17 protein-coding genes and 1 tRNA gene are annotated in these 16,118 nt (G+C 60.1%); 4 read left to right on the forward strand and 14 right to left on the reverse strand.

Going from position 1 to position 16,118, the window contains the following annotated elements; all coding sequences use genetic code 11:
* Position 1: 1 nt before the first annotated feature.
* From ACR0DA_RS06035 to ACR0DA_RS06085, 11 genes are all read right to left on the reverse strand, one after another.
* The gene (locus tag ACR0DA_RS06035) at positions 2-1,396 is read right to left on the reverse strand and encodes a TadA family conjugal transfer-associated ATPase (RefSeq protein WP_170339076.1); all 1,395 of its coding nucleotides are present in this window, start codon (positions 1,394-1,396) and stop codon (positions 2-4) included.
* A gap of 46 nt (positions 1,397-1,442) precedes the next feature.
* Entirely contained in the window at positions 1,443-2,648 is a 1,206-nt protein-coding gene (locus tag ACR0DA_RS06040; protein ID WP_093962116.1) for a CpaE/TadZ family protein, read from the reverse strand.
* Between the two features lie 11 nt (positions 2,649-2,659).
* Positions 2,660-3,298, reverse strand: a complete 639-nt coding sequence (locus ACR0DA_RS06045) for a TadE/TadG family type IV pilus assembly protein (RefSeq protein ID WP_480753281.1) — start codon at positions 3,296-3,298, stop codon at positions 2,660-2,662.
* Positions 3,295-3,786: a TadE/TadG family type IV pilus assembly protein gene (locus ACR0DA_RS06050; protein ID WP_170338526.1), complete on the reverse strand. Its 492-nt coding sequence runs from the start codon at positions 3,784-3,786 to the stop codon at positions 3,295-3,297. Before ACR0DA_RS06050 ends, ACR0DA_RS06045 begins: the two co-directional genes overlap by 4 nt.
* Positions 3,783-5,303, reverse strand: coding sequence for a pilus assembly protein TadG-related protein (locus ACR0DA_RS06055; protein WP_480753283.1), 1,521 nt, complete (start codon positions 5,301-5,303; stop codon positions 3,783-3,785). Before ACR0DA_RS06055 ends, ACR0DA_RS06050 begins: the two co-directional genes overlap by 4 nt.
* Positions 5,284-6,108, reverse strand: a complete 825-nt coding sequence (gene cpaB / locus ACR0DA_RS06060; protein WP_170367139.1) for a Flp pilus assembly protein CpaB — start codon at positions 6,106-6,108, stop codon at positions 5,284-5,286. The genes ACR0DA_RS06055 and cpaB overlap by 20 nt, the downstream gene beginning before the upstream one ends.
* A gap of 162 nt (positions 6,109-6,270) precedes the next feature.
* Positions 6,271-6,453 carry a Flp family type IVb pilin gene (locus tag ACR0DA_RS06065; RefSeq protein ID WP_093962121.1) on the reverse strand — a complete coding sequence of 61 codons (183 nt, stop codon included), beginning with the start codon at positions 6,451-6,453 and terminating at the stop codon, positions 6,271-6,273.
* Positions 6,454-6,690: 237 nt separating this feature from the next.
* Positions 6,691-6,764 (reverse strand) — tRNA-Gly (locus ACR0DA_RS06070).
* A 109-nt stretch (positions 6,765-6,873) separates the two neighbouring features.
* On the reverse strand, positions 6,874-7,938 hold the full coding sequence (locus ACR0DA_RS06075; protein ID WP_170403005.1) for a methyltetrahydrofolate cobalamin methyltransferase: 1,065 nt from the start codon (positions 7,936-7,938) through the stop codon (positions 6,874-6,876).
* A 9-nt stretch (positions 7,939-7,947) separates the two neighbouring features.
* Positions 7,948-8,874: a methylenetetrahydrofolate reductase gene (locus ACR0DA_RS06080; protein ID WP_480753285.1), complete on the reverse strand. Its 927-nt coding sequence runs from the start codon at positions 8,872-8,874 to the stop codon at positions 7,948-7,950.
* 26 nt (positions 8,875-8,900) lie between these two features.
* Positions 8,901-9,197 (reverse strand): virulence factor, encoded by a 297-nt coding sequence (locus tag ACR0DA_RS06085; protein ID WP_093962131.1) that lies wholly within the window; start codon positions 9,195-9,197, stop codon positions 8,901-8,903.
* Positions 9,198-9,434: 237 nt separating this feature from the next.
* Here ACR0DA_RS06085 and ACR0DA_RS06090 point away from each other — a divergent pair, with 237 nt between their 5' ends.
* Genes ACR0DA_RS06090 through ACR0DA_RS06100 form a run of 3 tightly spaced genes read left to right on the forward strand, consistent with a single transcriptional unit; the run spans position 9,435 to position 11,668 of the window.
* A complete protein-coding gene (locus ACR0DA_RS06090; protein ID WP_170363420.1) occupies positions 9,435-10,547 on the forward strand; it encodes a Ppx/GppA phosphatase family protein in 1,113 nt (370 codons plus the stop codon).
* A 16-nt stretch (positions 10,548-10,563) separates the two neighbouring features.
* Positions 10,564-10,899 carry a hypothetical protein gene (locus tag ACR0DA_RS06095; protein WP_170592625.1) on the forward strand — a complete coding sequence of 112 codons (336 nt, stop codon included), beginning with the start codon at positions 10,564-10,566 and terminating at the stop codon, positions 10,897-10,899.
* 52 nt (positions 10,900-10,951) lie between these two features.
* A complete protein-coding gene (locus tag ACR0DA_RS06100; protein WP_170339056.1) occupies positions 10,952-11,668 on the forward strand; it encodes an RlmE family RNA methyltransferase in 717 nt (238 codons plus the stop codon).
* Here ACR0DA_RS06100 and ACR0DA_RS06105 read toward each other — a convergent pair whose 3' ends face one another.
* The 3 genes from ACR0DA_RS06105 to ACR0DA_RS06115 form a co-directional block, all read right to left on the reverse strand.
* Positions 11,669-11,875, reverse strand: a complete 207-nt coding sequence (locus ACR0DA_RS06105; RefSeq protein ID WP_170528623.1) for a hypothetical protein — start codon at positions 11,873-11,875, stop codon at positions 11,669-11,671.
* A gap of 97 nt (positions 11,876-11,972) precedes the next feature.
* Complete coding sequence (locus tag ACR0DA_RS06110) at positions 11,973-13,895, reverse strand: cytochrome c3 family protein (RefSeq protein WP_480753287.1); 1,923 nt, start codon at positions 13,893-13,895, stop codon at positions 11,973-11,975.
* Entirely contained in the window at positions 13,892-14,758 is an 867-nt protein-coding gene (locus ACR0DA_RS06115) for a YihY/virulence factor BrkB family protein (RefSeq protein ID WP_480753289.1), read from the reverse strand. Before ACR0DA_RS06115 ends, ACR0DA_RS06110 begins: the two co-directional genes overlap by 4 nt.
* 171 nt (positions 14,759-14,929) lie before the next feature.
* Here ACR0DA_RS06115 and ACR0DA_RS06120 point away from each other — a divergent pair, with 171 nt between their 5' ends.
* Complete coding sequence (locus tag ACR0DA_RS06120) at positions 14,930-16,006, forward strand: AI-2E family transporter (protein WP_170359158.1); 1,077 nt, start codon at positions 14,930-14,932, stop codon at positions 16,004-16,006.
* Positions 16,007-16,118 lie beyond the last annotated feature (112 nt).

Raw genomic sequence — 16,118 nt, forward strand, 5'->3', positions numbered from 1 at the left:
CTCAGTTGAACTTGATCGATGAAAGGTCGACACCCGCCGCCGCCAGCGCATCACTGGATTTCGGCCGGATACCGGTCGGCATGAAGCGCCCGAGGATGTTGCCGGCCTCGTCCTTGCCTTCACGTTTGAAGACGAAGATGTCCTGCATGGTCACGATATCGCCCTCCATGCCGGTGATCTCGGCAATAGAGGTGACACGGCGGGTACCATCAGACAGGCGGTTCAATTGCAGAACAAAGTGAATTGCCGAAGCGATAGTCGCGCGGATTGCTGCATGCGGCAGCTCCAGCCCGCCCATTTGCACCATCTGCTCGACCCGGGAAAGTGCATCGCGTGGGCTGTTGGCGTGTACCGTCGTCATCGACCCGTCATGGCCGGTATTCATCGCCTGCAACATATCGAATGCTTCGGAGCCGCGCACCTCGCCGATGATGATCCGATCCGGACGCATCCGCAGCGCGTTTCGCACAAGATCTCGTTGGACAACGGCGCCAGTACCGTCGAGGCCAGCAGGCCGCGTTTCCATGCGCAAGACATGTTCCTGCTGAAGCTGAAGTTCGGCCGCGTCTTCAATCGTGACGATCCGCTCCCGAGGGCTGATATACGACGACAATGCATTCAGCATCGTGGTCTTGCCCGATCCGGTTCCGCCCGAGATCAGCACGTTCATCTTGGCTTCAACCAATCCCCGCAGCAGTTTGGCCGCGCTTTCGTTCAAGGCCTCGTTTTTGATCAGGCGTTCCATCGTCAGCGGAACCCGCGAGAATTTTCGAATGGAAAGCGCCGGCCCGTCCAGTGCACAGGGCCGAATGATCGCGTTGACGCGGCTGCCATCTTCCAACCGCGCATCCACCCACGGTTGCCGTTCATCAATACGGCGACCGATCCGGCTGACGATCTTGTCGATGATCCGCAGCAGATGACGTTCGTCACGGAAACGTGCCGATGTCTTTTCGAGGATGCCCGATCGCTCGACAAAAATCTGCGTGTGGCCGTTCACGAGGATATCGTTGATCGTGGGGTCGGCCAACAACGGTTCCAGCGGGCCCAAGCCAAGCACCTCGTGCATCAGCTCTTCGACAAGCTGCTTGACCTCCTCGCTGCGCATCGCACGGCCTTCGGCGCGCAGCAGTTCGGTGACATGTCGCCCAATTTCGCCCCGCAGTGTTTCTTCCTCGACCTTTTCGATAACGGCGAGGTTCAGCTTGTCCAGCAACGAGTTATGCAGTCGTGCCTTGAGATCTATCCGATCGTTCTGGATGTCATGCATCAATACGAGGTCATCGCCGGAGCCATGAACCGGCTTGCCGATCTGAGCAAACTGCTTGGTGTCCAACGGCACAACTTTCGAAGCGTCCGGTTTTTCCTGGCCTGGTCGGTCGAATTCTCGAAACATCTACTTAACCTTCTGCAAATATTTAACTATTCCGAAACACTCTGCCTCAGTGCTGGCCGACCCGAGGCGGCAATGACAGGCATGTCTCATGTGCCAGCTTTCGGATTGCGCGGGTCATGGGTGCACGGGATGAAACATCTTCCAACGGTACGCCCCGATCGACCGACTCGCGTACTGTGCGCTCGTCGCGCGGCACCCAAAATGCAAAGTCCTTTTCAAGGAGTTTCGCCGCCGCTCTGTGGTGCGCCGCCGGAATGATGGGTTTCTTTTCAAGGTTGGCGACCAGTTGAATTTCCAGTGCGGGGTTTTCCGCTTGGTAGAAATCCATCAGCTTGCGGGCCGAGCGAACGGACGGAACGGCAACGTCCGTCACCAAATATAGACGGTCCGCTTGCGTCAGGACGGGCGTAATCCATTCCACCAGCGCCCGCGGCAAATCCACCACGACGTAGTCATGGGTACGTTTCAGGGAATCCAGAATGGCCGATATCTGCTCTTCTTTGATCGCAGTCAACGGACCATAGCGCGACGGAGCCGCCAGGATATCGACCCCGCAGGGCGACTTGACCATCGCCTGTTCCAAAAAGGCACTGTCGGGAATGCTGCCTTCCATGGCCATACGCCACATCGCGTCGCTTTCGGCGACATCCATCAAGGCAGCAATCGAACCGAACTGAAAGTCCAGATCCACCAGCGCAACCGAGTTCGACGCCGTCTTTTTCAGGAATCCGGCCTTGGATTGAAGCTCGTTCGCCATATTGGCCGCAACCAAGGACGATCCGACGCCACCACGAGATTTGCCAACCGCGATCAACTTGCCAAGTGTGGCTTGTCCACCCCAAACGGCGGGAAGCTGCGCCTGCCGCCGGGCACGGATCGCATCCACCTGCGGAATGATCTCCTCATGGATTGCATTGCGCGGCAGCACGTCATCAACTCCAAGCTTTTTGAGCTGTCGGGCCTTCTCCAGCGGCAGATCTTCGGACGCCAGGGCGATAATGATCGCATTGGGCATGCGCGCGTCACATATTTGCTGTGCGGTCTGCAACAGCTCGGGCGAACTGTCATCCACATCAAACAGAACCACGTCATGACGCGCTGACAAGGCAACAGCCGTCCCGTTGACCCGCGCGACAGTGTCCTTGCGGCCCGTAAAGCGGCAATTGCTCAGCCCCTCCAACGAGGTTTCGATTGCCGCGAAAATCTCTTCGTCCGGTGAAATCAACAGCACTGAAATCTGCTTGGCACTCATGACTCTTCTCCTTACTCAACGGCACCGATGGCAAGATCCTCGGCCGGGACGGATGTGCTCATCGTTGGGATTGAAATGGTGTTGGGGCTGCTGGCGGATATGGCAGGGTTGCCAGCAGCAAGGGCGACCAACGGCCCAATTGGCAGCGCGAAATCGTAGTCCAGGTTTACCAGTTCGGCTGTAACCACCGGCGTATAGGGTCCACCAAGAAAACCAAGACGAGGATCGTGCGAATAGGTGATTTGCACATTTGCCGCGGTGGCTCCGGGCGGCAGCAGCATTTCGATCTCGTCCCAGATCCGGCTGCCATAGGCGGTTGATGCGTCAAGCTGACACGGCGCCGGCAGGTTCGGAGTGGCGCAGATGCTGCCGCTGCGGCACAGCGCGCCGAACTTGGTTGTTGCGGGGGCGCCACCGGCCAGCGTGTGCGTGGCTGGCATCGCGCCACACAGTGGCGGCCCGACCGTGGCAAGCCGAGAGGCTTTTTGCATCGCTTTCTGCGCCATCGTCGTGGACCAGTAGAGCCGTCCGTACTCGAGAATTCCAAACACGAGCACCAGGAACAACGGAACGACCATGCCCAGCTCGACCAGGGCCGATCCGTTTTCACGTCGCCAGAAAGCGCGCAGCATATGCAGGCTACCCGTCATACCCCAAACACCCGGCTCTGATCCGAGATCTCGGTGTCGAGAGGCCCCAGCGCTGCCCCGAAAAGGCTGAAAACGTTTCCAAAAAGGTACTCGATCCGGATCTGAGCCGTGACCTCGACCACCGAAGTCGGATTGATCCGGTACACGCCAGCCCGCGAGATACAGCGCGGTGTGACGTCGATGACGGTTGTGCCATGCGGCATGATCGACGAACCGCCCAACTGGTTCTGGACGATGTCCGTGGCCAGCGCGTCATAGCTGCCGACCCCGCCCGCTGCGCACAAGTCCAACGGCGCGATCCGCGCGATCATACGCGAGGCATCGCGCACCCCGGCCGACGTTGCCTGATGAATCCAGGTGATACGCCCACCTTCGATGATCACGGCAAAGAACAGCAGGATCAACGGAAGTACGATCCCGAACTCGACCATCGGGGCGCCGGCCTCGCACGACCGCAACCGTCGGATATGCCGAACAAGCCGAGTCATCGATACAACCTCACGACATCGCGAAAAATGCCGTCATCGCTGCTGCCACCGACTCCACCACCGACCTGCTCGACCACTTCGACATAGATGTCAAAATCCGTCCCCGAGGATTCTTCGAGCGGCTGGATCAGGAAAACCTTTACAAACTCCTGCACCGGAACGTTCTCCGCGCGTCCCGCGACGGGATTGGTACCGCAGTTTATGGCGGCTGCGATAAATGTGCGGCGGTCAGGGTCGTCCAGCGTTGTGCTCGCGCATTGCGGGCGGCCGGACTCGCTGCGCCCAAACAGCACATCACCCGTACCAGCCCTGGTGATCTCGTCGAGATACATTTCGTATCGCGTGTTACCCGTCGGGTTACCCAGCGGGTGCGGCGTCAGATCATTGGCCGGACCGTCGCCATAGTTCATGTCCAAATAAGCCGCTTTGCCGGAGGTCCAGACACCGTTTCCAAAACGGCCGCCATGCGCGCAGGTGCCGGCGGCGAAGCAATCGTCGGGCGGAAACGGCATCGAGTCGGTCGAAACCGCGGGATTGTTCTTCAGGCAGCTTCCGCCAGAGTTTTCCCAGCCCGCGATGACCTGCGGTCCGGGCGCATAGTCTTCATCGTTCTTGAGCTTGCTCATCGTCGAGTGAAAAATATCGAACCGTGAATTGTAGATTGCGCTGCCAATGCCATTTCGCTGACCGGGTTCGGTATCGACCCCGCGCTGAGACACGCATTGCGTCAGGTTTCCATGCGCCGCGATCAGGCAGATATAGAGTTTGGATCCGGTCTGCCCCGCGCAAGGACCGTTGGGGTTTATGCCGATGTCCGTCGGGTCGAGGAAACCAAAATTCCCCGGCCCCCAAGCGGCACCGTTACCTCCAGTACGTAACTTGATGGTCGATCCCTTGTTTGCATTCGCTGTCCAGCCGGGAGGGATGCAGAACATCAACGGCGTCACATCACAGGCATATTGGGTGTAACCCGCAATCGCGACGGCCTCGACATCCTCATCCGGGCGAGTCACGCCCAACAAGTCAGCGAGCGCCCGACCGAACGGAAGGAAAACGGTTCTAGGGGTCGCGGTCACCTCAACCAGAACGGCCAGAGCGGGATCGGTCGTCACAAACCCATCGACTGGATCATTGTCATCCGGATCGGCGGCAGGATCGGGCAGTCCCGACAGAAACCGCAGCGAATAATCTGCGGCCGTCCCCAGATCTTGGCTGCCCTCGGCAAAGAACTGGGAGTCTTCGATCATTCCGGCTGCAGCGGCCGTGGCGCGTGTGATCGCGTCACTGCCGCCATCCAGTTCTCCGGCGGCGGCCAGAGCCACGTGATCGGTATAAGCCTGCAGGTCGGTCTGCGTAGAAGCCAGTCGCCCAAGATCAAAGGTCAACGCCGCCATGCCAACGATCACGGTCATGCAAATTCCGACGAAAACCAGAATGGTCCCCTGTTCGTCGTCCTTTATGTTGCGCAACGTGGGCATGAACAGACCTCGCGAGCGATCAGTTGGACACGGTTGCATTCGAGGGGTTGCCGGCAACAGGAACTTCCTGGACGTCCGTGGTACCCCGACGCACCTTCACGATCGGCTTGGGCGCGCCCTCTGCAACCGGCGACTTTTCAAGCAGAATGTCGCTGAGGCGGATAGCCTCCAACGGCTTGTCTTCCTGGATTTGCAGGGACCGCAGTGACAGGCTGAGTTGCCCGGCCTTCTGAGCCAATGCCAACCGCTGTCCCTGGTCCGGCGTGACTTCGACAGTCACCGTTCGGGCAATCCCGGGCTGGTCGACATCTTCATCAGCCGTCTGATCAACCCCAATGACACGGATGTTTTGCAGGATCGTCACCGCCCGCAGCGACTCGTTCTTGCCCTGCGTCAGCACGATATCAACAAAGTCACCTGGTGTGACGAACCCGCCAACACCGGTCTGCGCATCCACATTGATGGCCATTGCACGATTGTTCTCGCCCAAGGTCTGAACGATGGTGACCTTCTCACCGAAGTCAGAAACCTTTGACGCCAACAGGATTTCACCCTGCGCCAACGCGCGCTTGGCGCGTCGCGGGTCGACACCTGCTGTGGGCAGAACATCTTCGAAACTTGTAAATACACCTGCCGGCACGGAATCCGCCGGCCAGTCGATGGCGGTCAGCTTGTGACCTTCAATCGGAGATCCGAACGGGATCTCTTCTGCTGCTGCGACCACGCGAACGATCGTCGGATCAGCGGCGGCCTGGCTCCGTCTCAGCTGCTCCTGCGCGATCATCACGGCGCCACCCGCCAGACCCACGCCAAGAATAGTCATCATCAAGGATTTCAATCGCATAGATCCCTCCAAATAGCCGGGGCGGTCATTTTGAAAACGTGGGGCCAAGCCTCGGCCGAAACTGAGTCACGCGGGACGCCGAATGCCGAGACTGGGTTGTTTCTGGCTTCCCGCCGTCCTCGCGGCGGAAAACCAGTTGCTTTTCAGGCTAAAACAGCAGGATTACGGCCGTGTCGCAGCCGTGTTGGCGTCATTGAAGTTGGTGTTGGTTGTGCCGCCCAGACCGGTCAGCAGGGTCCCGCCAACAGCGATCGCAATGAACAGTGCGATACCGTATTCGACAAGAGTGGCGCCACGCTCGTCACGGCGCAGACGAATGAAAAGACTACGAATTGCCTTCGACATGATTTGAACTCCAGTTTGTACTCATTAATGTGCGAATTTCGCACAGGAACGAGGGTTCCCCCGTCAGTTCAAATCGTATCGAGCCCGCATCTGGCAAACCTCCCCACAAACGAAAAGGATTTCCCGTTTAACGCGAGAATTCGTTCATTTTGGCTTTTTTGTGGCGGGATTTTGGCGCGAAATGGCCCCAGTCCACCTCAGCTTTTGAGCTTCAAGCGGGCCAATATCAAAGTGTTTTGGAGCGGGTAGCGGGAATCGAACCCGCGCGTTCAGCTTGGGAAGCTGACAGGCTACCATTACATCATACCCGCCGCTCGGTGCTGAATATCACCCGTCCTTCGCCGAATTCAAGATGCTTCGACCAGCGCGGCAAACAAAAAGGCCGGGCAGATTGCCCGGCCCGTTGACAAAGCAGCCTGCTCAGGCCCGGCGACGTCGAGCACCGCCCCGGCGGCCGCGTGCACTCTCGCCTTCGGCGCCTGCAGCATCGGCCGGTTTGTTGAACTTGATCCACTCGCCGCCATGCGGGTCGTTGTTGGTCAGCAGGTTGGCGGCGCGGATGGCCTCCATTTCCTTGCCGGCACGCGGCTTGGTCGAGCCCAGTCCGAACATCTGAACGAAGGTTTCATCGTCCATGCCGTCGGGCAGGATGATGCCCGCCGCCGCAACCTCGGCCTTTTTCTCGGCGATCTTCTTCTGCGTCACCGGCAGCGCCACCGGGTTCATGATGGCTGACGTCATGCCCGCGCCCATCGCCATCGGCAGGAAGGCGTTGTTAATGCCGTGACGGTTCGGCAGACCGAACGAGATATTCGACGCACCGCAGGTGGTGTTCACGCCCAGCTCCTCGCGCAGACGACGCACAAGGGCAAAAACCTGCTGGCCGGCAGTAGCCATTGCGCCGATCGGCATCACCAGCGGGTCCACCACGATGTCGTGGGCCGGAATGCCATAGTCGGCCGCGCGCTGAACGATCTTCTTGGCAACCTCAAAGCGCACGTCGGGGTCTTCGGAAATGCCCGTGTCGTCGTTCGAGATCGCCACGACCGGCACGTTGTATTTCTTGACCAGCGGCAGAACCAGTTCCAGGCGGTCCTCCTCGCCAGTGACCGAGTTCAGCAGCGGGCGGCCTTCGGCGGCCTCCAGCCCGGCCTCCAACGCACCCGGAACCGAGCTGTCGATGCACAGCGGCACGTCGACCAGACCCTGCACCAGCTCGACGATCTGTCGCATCAGCGGCGGTTCGGTCTCGTTCGGGTTGGGGTTCGAGTTGTAAACCACGCCTGCGTTGATATCGAGCACGGTCGCCCCGGCCGCGACCTGCGCCAGCGCGTCCTGTTCGACGGTCGAGAAATCGCCCGCTTCCAGCTCGGCGGCCAGCTTCTTGCGGCCGGTGGGATTGATCCGCTCGCCAATCACGCAGAACGGCTGATCGAAGCCGATGATCGCGGTTTTGGTCTTTGATTCTACGACTGTACGGGTCATGTCCGGTCCTTAGGAGTTTGCAGGCTTCGCCGAGGCGCCGCCGTTTTCGATGGCCCAGTTGGCATTGGTCTTGATGCCGCCAAGCGGGAAGAAGTGCACGTTGGTGATGTTAAAGTCGGGGTTGGCCGCCTTGTGCTCGGCCAGCGCGGTGATCACGTCGGTCGGCTCGTAGGGCAGCAGCAGCTTGGACACGTCCATGGCGCGCTTCTGCAGCACCTTCAGTGATGGGCCCACACCGCAGGCGATCGCGAATTTGATCAGGGTCTGCAGCTTGGCTGGGCCAGCGATGCCGATGTGGATCGGCAGGTCGATCCCTGCCGCCTTCAGGCCGTCGGCCCATGCGATGATCGGCTTGGCGTCAAAGGCAAACTGGGTGGCCAGCGCCATTTCGGCGTCGGTGGTTTCGCTGAATTTCTGCTTCCAGCGCAATGCCTCGTCCACGTTTTTGGTCGAACCGTCCGGGTCGATATCCTTGTTGCCCTCGGGGTGGCCTGCGACGTGCAGACGCTTGAAGCCCGCCTTGTCGAACAGCCCCGTTTCCAGCAACTGCATCGAGCTGTCGAACTGGCCATGCGGCTTGTCCACGCCCCCGGCCAGCAGCAAGGCCTGCTCGACACCCGCCTCGCCCTGATACATGGCGATCCAGTTCTCCAACGTCGCCGCGTCCTTTATGATGCGGGCCGGGAAATGCGGCATGACAGGATAGCCCTCGGCCGCAATCCGCTTGGCGGTCTTGACCATGTCCTCGATGGGTGTGCCCTCGATATGGGCGATGTACACGCGCGTGCCTTCGGGCAGCAGGTCGCGGAAATCCTCGACCTTCTCGGCTGTGCGCGGCATGACTTCGATCGAATAACCCTGCAAAAAGGCTTCGACGGTCGGGTTCACCGGGGCCTTATCGGCCGCATCACGTTTCTTGAAGTTCAGCAAAGCCATTGCGGCCTCCCATAAAGATCTGGGGCTCATGCCCAACCGTCATTTGCGATCAGGGCCTTGATGCGGTCCTGATCGTATTCCGTTTCCAGGCGTAGCGCTTCAGCCTCGGCGATCTCGGTCGGGTCACCCTCAACCTCGAACGGCTCGGCTTTGCGCCACTCGGCCAGATAGGCATCACTGTCCTTGGCGTTCACCTTCATGGCTGCGCGATCGATGGCTTGCTCGAACCGCACATCCAACTGTCGTTTTGCGCCACGGCGGCCCTTGCCCACGATGACCTGAGCGGGGATGTCGCGCCAGTAAACGATGGTGACGTCAGGCATTGATCTTGATTCCTCCTAACCAGATGATCCGGTTCTAAACGGCTATGTGGGGCCGGGTCGGTCGGATTTCGACACCCGGGGCTTTTACAGCGACGTTTTGCAGTTCGGGATACAGGCCCTGCACCGGTTTCTCCAGTCTCGGGGTCCATCAAAATCCTCATGACTTTAATGAGCGTCTTGCACGACGCGCGCCCGCGACCTAAGGTCGGGGTAACTCGAAAATCGGAGGGCGTGACGATGGCGCCCAAGCGTCCCAAAGGTGCGGGCGCGTTCCCGAAGGTGGTCGAAAGCCCCGCGCCGGCAAGACCCGATCCAGATGCCCTGTATGCCGCGCTGGATTTGGGGACAAACAGTTGTCGCATGCTGATCGCCCAGCCCAAGGGCAGCGGCTTTCATGTGGTCGACAGCTTCTCGAAGTCCGTGCAGCTTGGTGCCGGGCTTGAAAGGACCGGACGGCTGTCGCGGTCTTCGATGGCGCGCACCATCCAAGCCCTTCGGATTTGCCAGCAAAAGCTGAAACGCAACAAGGTCAAGCGTATGCGGCTTGTGGCGACCGAAGCCTGCCGCCGCGCCCGAAACTCACGCGACTTCATACGTCAGGTGAAGCGTGAGACTGGCCTGACCCTTGAAATCATCCAACCCGAGGAAGAAGCCCGTCTGGCGGTCATTTCCTGTGCTCCGCTGGTCAGCACCAAGACCGAGCAGTTGCTGGTCGTCGATATCGGCGGCGGCTCGACCGAGCTGGTCTGGATCGACCTGTCCTCGGTGCCGCGACGCGACCGTTCAACGGCGATCATGCGGCTGCACAACGGGTTTCACACGGTCGACAGTCCCTTTCCGGCGGCCAAGGTGGTGGATTGGATCAGCGTTCCACTGGGCGTCGCCACACTGCGCGATCAGTTCCACGATGTCGAAGACGATGCTGCCCGCTTTGCCCTGATGAGTTGGTTTTTTGAAGAAAACCTCGCTGATTTTGCGCCCTATAAGGACGAACAGGCCCGCGAGGGGTTTCAGATCGTTGGCACCAGTGGCACCGTCACAACCGTCGCTGCCTCTCATCTGGGCCTGAAGCGCTATGACCGAACCAAGGTGGACGGCCTGCGCATGACCAGCGATCAGATCGACAAGGTCATTCGCGGCTATCTGGAGCTTGGTCCTCAAGGCCGCCGTCGCGATCCGCGCATCGGCGAGGACAGGCAGGCCCTGATCATGTCCGGATCTGCCATCTTGCAGGCGCTGTTGCGCTGCTGGCCGACCGACCGCCTCTCGGTGGCGGACCGCGGGCTGCGCGAGGGTTTGCTTTATGCACAGATGAGCGCCGATGGCGTCCTGGAAGACGGGCCGTTTTGAGAAAGCTCTGCGCTGAATGCCGCTTGCGACCATAGCGATTGCCTACCGGGTTTCGACGGCCGCAACCACGATCTGTGCGCTTGAGGCTGCCGGGTTCAAGGTATTCAGCCCGAGTTTTCACATCGCCAACACCGTTCCGCATTATGCTTTGGCGATTGGCGGCATTGGGATCGCCGTGCCAGCGGTCGACTCGGCAGAGGCACTAGAACTGCTGCACAGTTTTTCGGCGTCACCGCCGACATCCGGCACCCTCGGCGGGAAGGTCTTGAACGGTCTGGGATGGGCGGCATTTGGTGTTTCTACGCCCTGGCCCGATCTGCTATTGAGGGAGCGGTCGATATCATCGGCTTGATGCCACATGAACAAGCGGGTAAAGGCCTCGCAGTCTTCAGGAGACCTTTTCAATGGCCAAGAAACCCAGCGGCAAAAACACTTCGGGACGCGGGCAGCGTGACCTGAAGGTCAAGGTCAAAACCGCGCGCGGACGCAAGCTCAGCTCGACCCGCTGGCTCGAGCGGCAGCTGAATGATCCGTATGTCAAGCGTGCGCAGGCCGAGGGGTATCGGGGTCGCGCGGCCTACAAGATTCTGGAGTTGGACGACAAGTTCCGCTTTCTGGTTCCGGGCGCACGCGTGGTCGACCTTGGCTGCGCGCCCGGTGGCTGGTGCCAGGTCGCGGTCAAACGCGTGAATGCGCTGGGCGAGAAATCGGGCAAACGGATCGGGACGGTTCTGGGCGTCGACCTGCAAGAGGTCGAGCCCGTGGCGGGTGCCGAAACCCACGTTCTGGACTTCATGGAAGACGATGCCGACGAGAAGGTAAAACAGTGGCTTGGCGGCAAGGCCGACGTTGTCATGTCGGACATGGCCGCCGCGTCCTCCGGGCACAAGCAGACCGACCACCTGCGGATCATGGCGCTGTGCGAAACCGCCGCCTACTTCGCCTTTGACGTGCTGGAGGTCGGAGGAACCTTTGTCGCAAAAGTTCTGGCCGGTGGCGCCGAGGGCGACCTGCAGAAACTGCTGAAGCAGAAGTTCGAGAAAGTGGCAAATGTCAAACCGCCAGCTTCACGGTCGGACAGTTCGGAAAAATTCGTGGTGGCAACCGGTTTTCGGGGCTGATCAGTCGTCGTCCAGCGCGATTTTGTCGGCTACAATCCGCTGCGGCCGCAACGACGCCGCCGCCATCCCCTGCAGCAGCAACGCCTCGCCATGGTTGAGATACGTGGCCGGCTTGTTGCGCAACTCTTCGATCCGCTGATCCAGCGAGACCCGGCGCGTGGCCACAGGTTGATCGAGCTTTGTTGATGGGCGTTTCAAATACAACATGGATTACCACATCCTGAACTGGTCAATGACTTAACCATGGAAGTTAGCCCGTAAATGGGACTGCAAAATGGCGCAACTGCGTCGCTTCGATGCCGATTTACCGGCCCAGTTGCCGCGCAAGATCCTGAAGCGCTGGGCTGTCGGGCAGAGTCCGAAGACCCTCATCTAACACCTGACGGGCTGCATCCGTGCCGCGGTTGATTTGGGCCAGCTGGATCAACATGGGCCAAGCATCCTCGCGCTGGGGATCCATGGATACCACCTGACGAAAGGCCTGTTCGGCGGCGACAGGGTTTCTCAGCGTCAGCGCCATCCCCCCAAGGACCAGGTGGGTTTCCGGGAAATCCAGACGGTTGGACAACGAGCGCTGCCAATCCGCCATGTTCTCACGCGCGTTGTTGCGCTGCAGGGGTGTCAAAGCCGCGGCGGGAATGGGCAGGAACTCCTTGGCAGCTGCAAGGCGTACACTTCGCACTGGGTCGGACAACAGCGGCGACAACCGGGCCACCCTGTCGTCCAGCCCTGCCGCCCGCTGCAACACCGCCGCGTTGGCGCGAACCAATGGGTCTTCGTCCGTCAGCATCGCTGCTGTTTGCTCGGCCATTTCGGGGGTCGCGAAGGGTTGCAGCAGATAGGCAGCCGTCGCCCGCACGATGCCGGGTTGCGCGCCGTCCTGAGCAACAGCCAGCAACGCGGCCGGGTCCTCGACCTCTCCGGCAAATGCGGGGGCGAATGCAGTCCCGAAATGGGGCGTACGATGATCGGAGTCCGGGAACCAGTCGTTGATCGCGGCGGCGGCCCAGGGCTGATCCTGATCCGTGTGGCAATCAGTGCAGGCATCCTCTCCCAAGCCCAGATCGGGGCGCGGCACACGGAAACTGTGATCGCGCCGACCATCCACGCCCATATAGAGGCGTTCGATCATGTGGCAGCTTTTGCACTGCGCCCCCTCGCCTCCCTCCGGGTGGTGGTGGTGTGAGGGATCGTCGTATTGCGCCTTTCGCAGTGACGGAAAATCGGGATTGCCAGCCGGGGAATGGCACTGCGTACAGACCGCATTGCCCTCGGCTTTCAAGGTTGCACTGTGCGCCTCATGGCAGTTCAGGCAGCCGACGCCTTGCGCATACATTTTGGACTGCAGAAACGATCCATAGACATAGACCTCGTCCAGTATCTGGCCGTCGGGCTGGTACAGACCCGGACGCAGAAGCGCCAGATTGTAGGCATCGTGGAATGGCGTGCCGGGCAGCGGGTTTCCGTCCTCCAGCGCTTCCCGGCGGGAATGACAGCCGGCGCATTGCTGAATCTCGATCTCGGTGTCGCCCGTACCCCAGATGGCAGGAAAGCCAAACCCGTTCAGCCCGGCAGGCGCAGGCTGACCTTTTGTCCAATCCAGATGGGCCGAGCCGGGGCCGTGACAGGCCTCACAACCCACGCCGATCTCAACCTGCTCGGAAGCAAAGGACTGGGTCTGCGGCTGAAAGTTCTTTTCGAACCCTGTCGCGTGGCACTCCGCGCAGCGGCCGTTCCAATTCTTGTAGGGGCCGGTCCAGTGCAGCCCATCGTCTGGCGGCAAGTCCTGATCCGGATACAGGTGGTACCAGCGCCCGGCCTGCGTGTCCCAGACCACATCAAAGCTCTGCAATCGGCCGGGCTCGGTTTCAAACAGGTATTGCTGCAACGGCTCAATCCCCGCCACGGAATGAACCCTGTATTGCTGGCTTTGGCCGTCTTTCTCGGTCACGTCGGCAAGATAGTCCGACCCCTCCCGTCGAAACGTGACGGTCATGCCGTCATGAGAAAAGTTCGTATCATCGAAATCGGCCACAACGGTGTCAGGCGTGGGCTCTGTCCAGGCCAAGGCGTGGTGAGATCCCGCCCAGGCTTGCACCTGTTCGTCATGACAATCGCGACAAGCGTCCGAGCCGACATAGTCCTGCGCCCAAGCCCAACCGCCGTTTTGCAAAAGGGCGCATCCGGAAAACGCGATGATCCGGGCGATGCGGTGCCAATTTCTCATGAAGCCCCGACCTCGCCCTGGTTGTCGATGTCCATCAACGCGCCGTTGAACTCTGCGCCGAAAATTAGGATGGCAGCGCACAGATACATGAAAATCAACGCGGCCATGGCCCCCGCCAGGCCAGCATAGGTGGCGCTGTAGGTCGCGAATTGCGCGATATAGACCGAGAACCCCCACCCTCCGGCCGCCCACAACAGAAGGGTCAGCACCACTCCGGGCAGGATTTGCATGATGCGGTGACGCTTGGTCGGCAGGATAAGATGGGCCAGCAGGACCGTTCCCGCCGGCACCGCCACCGTGAAGGTCCAGCGCAAACGGTCAACCGACAGCCACTCGCCCACGTCCACAGCCGTATTCTCGGACACCAGACGTGTGTAGACAGGCAGCACCAGCTCAACCGCCGCGATCAGCAGGATCGCGGCTCCGCCCAAAATGACCAACCCGAGGCACAGCAGGCGCGTTTTCCAGAATGGCCAACTGTCATTGTCATGATAGGCCTGATTCATGGCAGCACGTACGGCCGCCACTCCGTTCGAGGCAAAGTAGACGGCCAGCAGACCGCCCAGCGTGATCACACCCGAACCCGACCCGTCCAGAACCGCGCGCAATTCGGCCACGATGGGTTGGGCTACGTCCTGTGGCCACGCACCGAATATCAACTCGATCAGTTCGTCCGTCACATATCCCTGCGACAACGATCCGGCCAAAGCGACGGTGAACAGAACAAACGGAAACAGCGCCAGCATCAGCGACATCGCCACATGGCTGCTCATGACGAAACCGTTTTTGTCGCCAAAGCGTTGGACCGCCAGCCACAGCGCCCGGCCAAACCGGCCAAAAACGGGAATCGAAAGACGTGTCATTGGGAAACTCTAGCCTGCAATCCGCGTTGGAAGAACCGGCCAATGTGCCAATTGCACGAGATTCTACCGAATAACTGTCTGGCCCGATTGCATAAAGCCCGCTGCCTGTGCAGGATTGCCCCACAAAACTTCAATCGCTGCCGGCTTGCACCGGTATAGCCGAGGCCCCGCATGACGCCATCAGAGCCCCCCACCCGCACACCGCTGAGGTTGAGTGTCGTTCGCGACGTCACCATCGTGCTGACGCTTGTGGTTTTGGGGCTTTACGCAGGCGCCAGCTTTCTGGTTCCACTGACCATGGCCTTGCTGATCAACGTGCTGATCATCGCACTCAGTGATCGGGTGATCGCACTGACCCGTGCTCCGGTCTGGCTGGCCAACCTGGCCGCCGTCACAGTGGTTCTGGCGGGCCTGTTCATGATCACCTACATCCTCGGCAGTCAGGCCACACAGTTCGCGCGAACTGCGGGTACCTATGAAAGCCAGTTCGACGGCGTGATCAACCGCGTCACCGGTCTGGTCGGGAATGATGTCACCGCTTTTGTCCGGGACAACCTGATCAGCATCGACATGACCTCGGTCGCGCGGATTCTGCTGGGCAGCGCCACCTCGATGCTAAACCAGTTCTTCCTGATCAGCCTTTATGTGGCCTTCCTGATGGCCGAGCGGCTGGCCTTCCGCAAAAAGCTGCGGATTGCAGCGGGCAACCCCGTCACCGGAGCCGAGCTTTCTTCGGTTCTGGATGCGATTACCTTCAGCTTGCAGCGCTACGTCGGGGTCAAAACCTTCATCAGCCTCGTTACCGCTGGAATCAGCTATTCGGTTTTTCGCGTGTTGGGTCTGGAATACGCGGAAACCTGGGCCGTTCTGACGTTTGCCCTGAACTTCATCCCATCAATCGGGTCGATCATCGCGGTGATCTTTCCCGCGATGATCGCCCTTGTTCAGTTCGAGACGATCGGCCCGTTCCTGATCATCGTCTTCGGGTGCGGCACGATCCAATTCCTGATCGGCAACTTCCTTGATCCGGCCCTGCTGGGCCGCTCGCTGAACATGTCGACATTTCTGGTCATCCTCGCACTGACCTTCTGGACCACGGTCTGGGGCCTGATCGGCGCGTTTCTCAGCGTTCCGTTGACCGTGTGCATTCTGATCATCTTCAGCCACATTCCGGCCCTGCGCCCGATCGCCGTCCTGATGTCGCTGGATGGACGTCTGGCCGACGACGTCAAGTCGGCACGGCCCTGATCAGGGATGAACACCCTGAAATCGGGGGTGGATCGGTCACGAGTGCGCTGCTAACTTTCAAATATTGCAATGGATTGACCGAAAAAATCCAGCGGGTCCGGCGCAAACGCAT

Source organism: Ruegeria sp. CI8 (genome assembly GCF_056536865.1).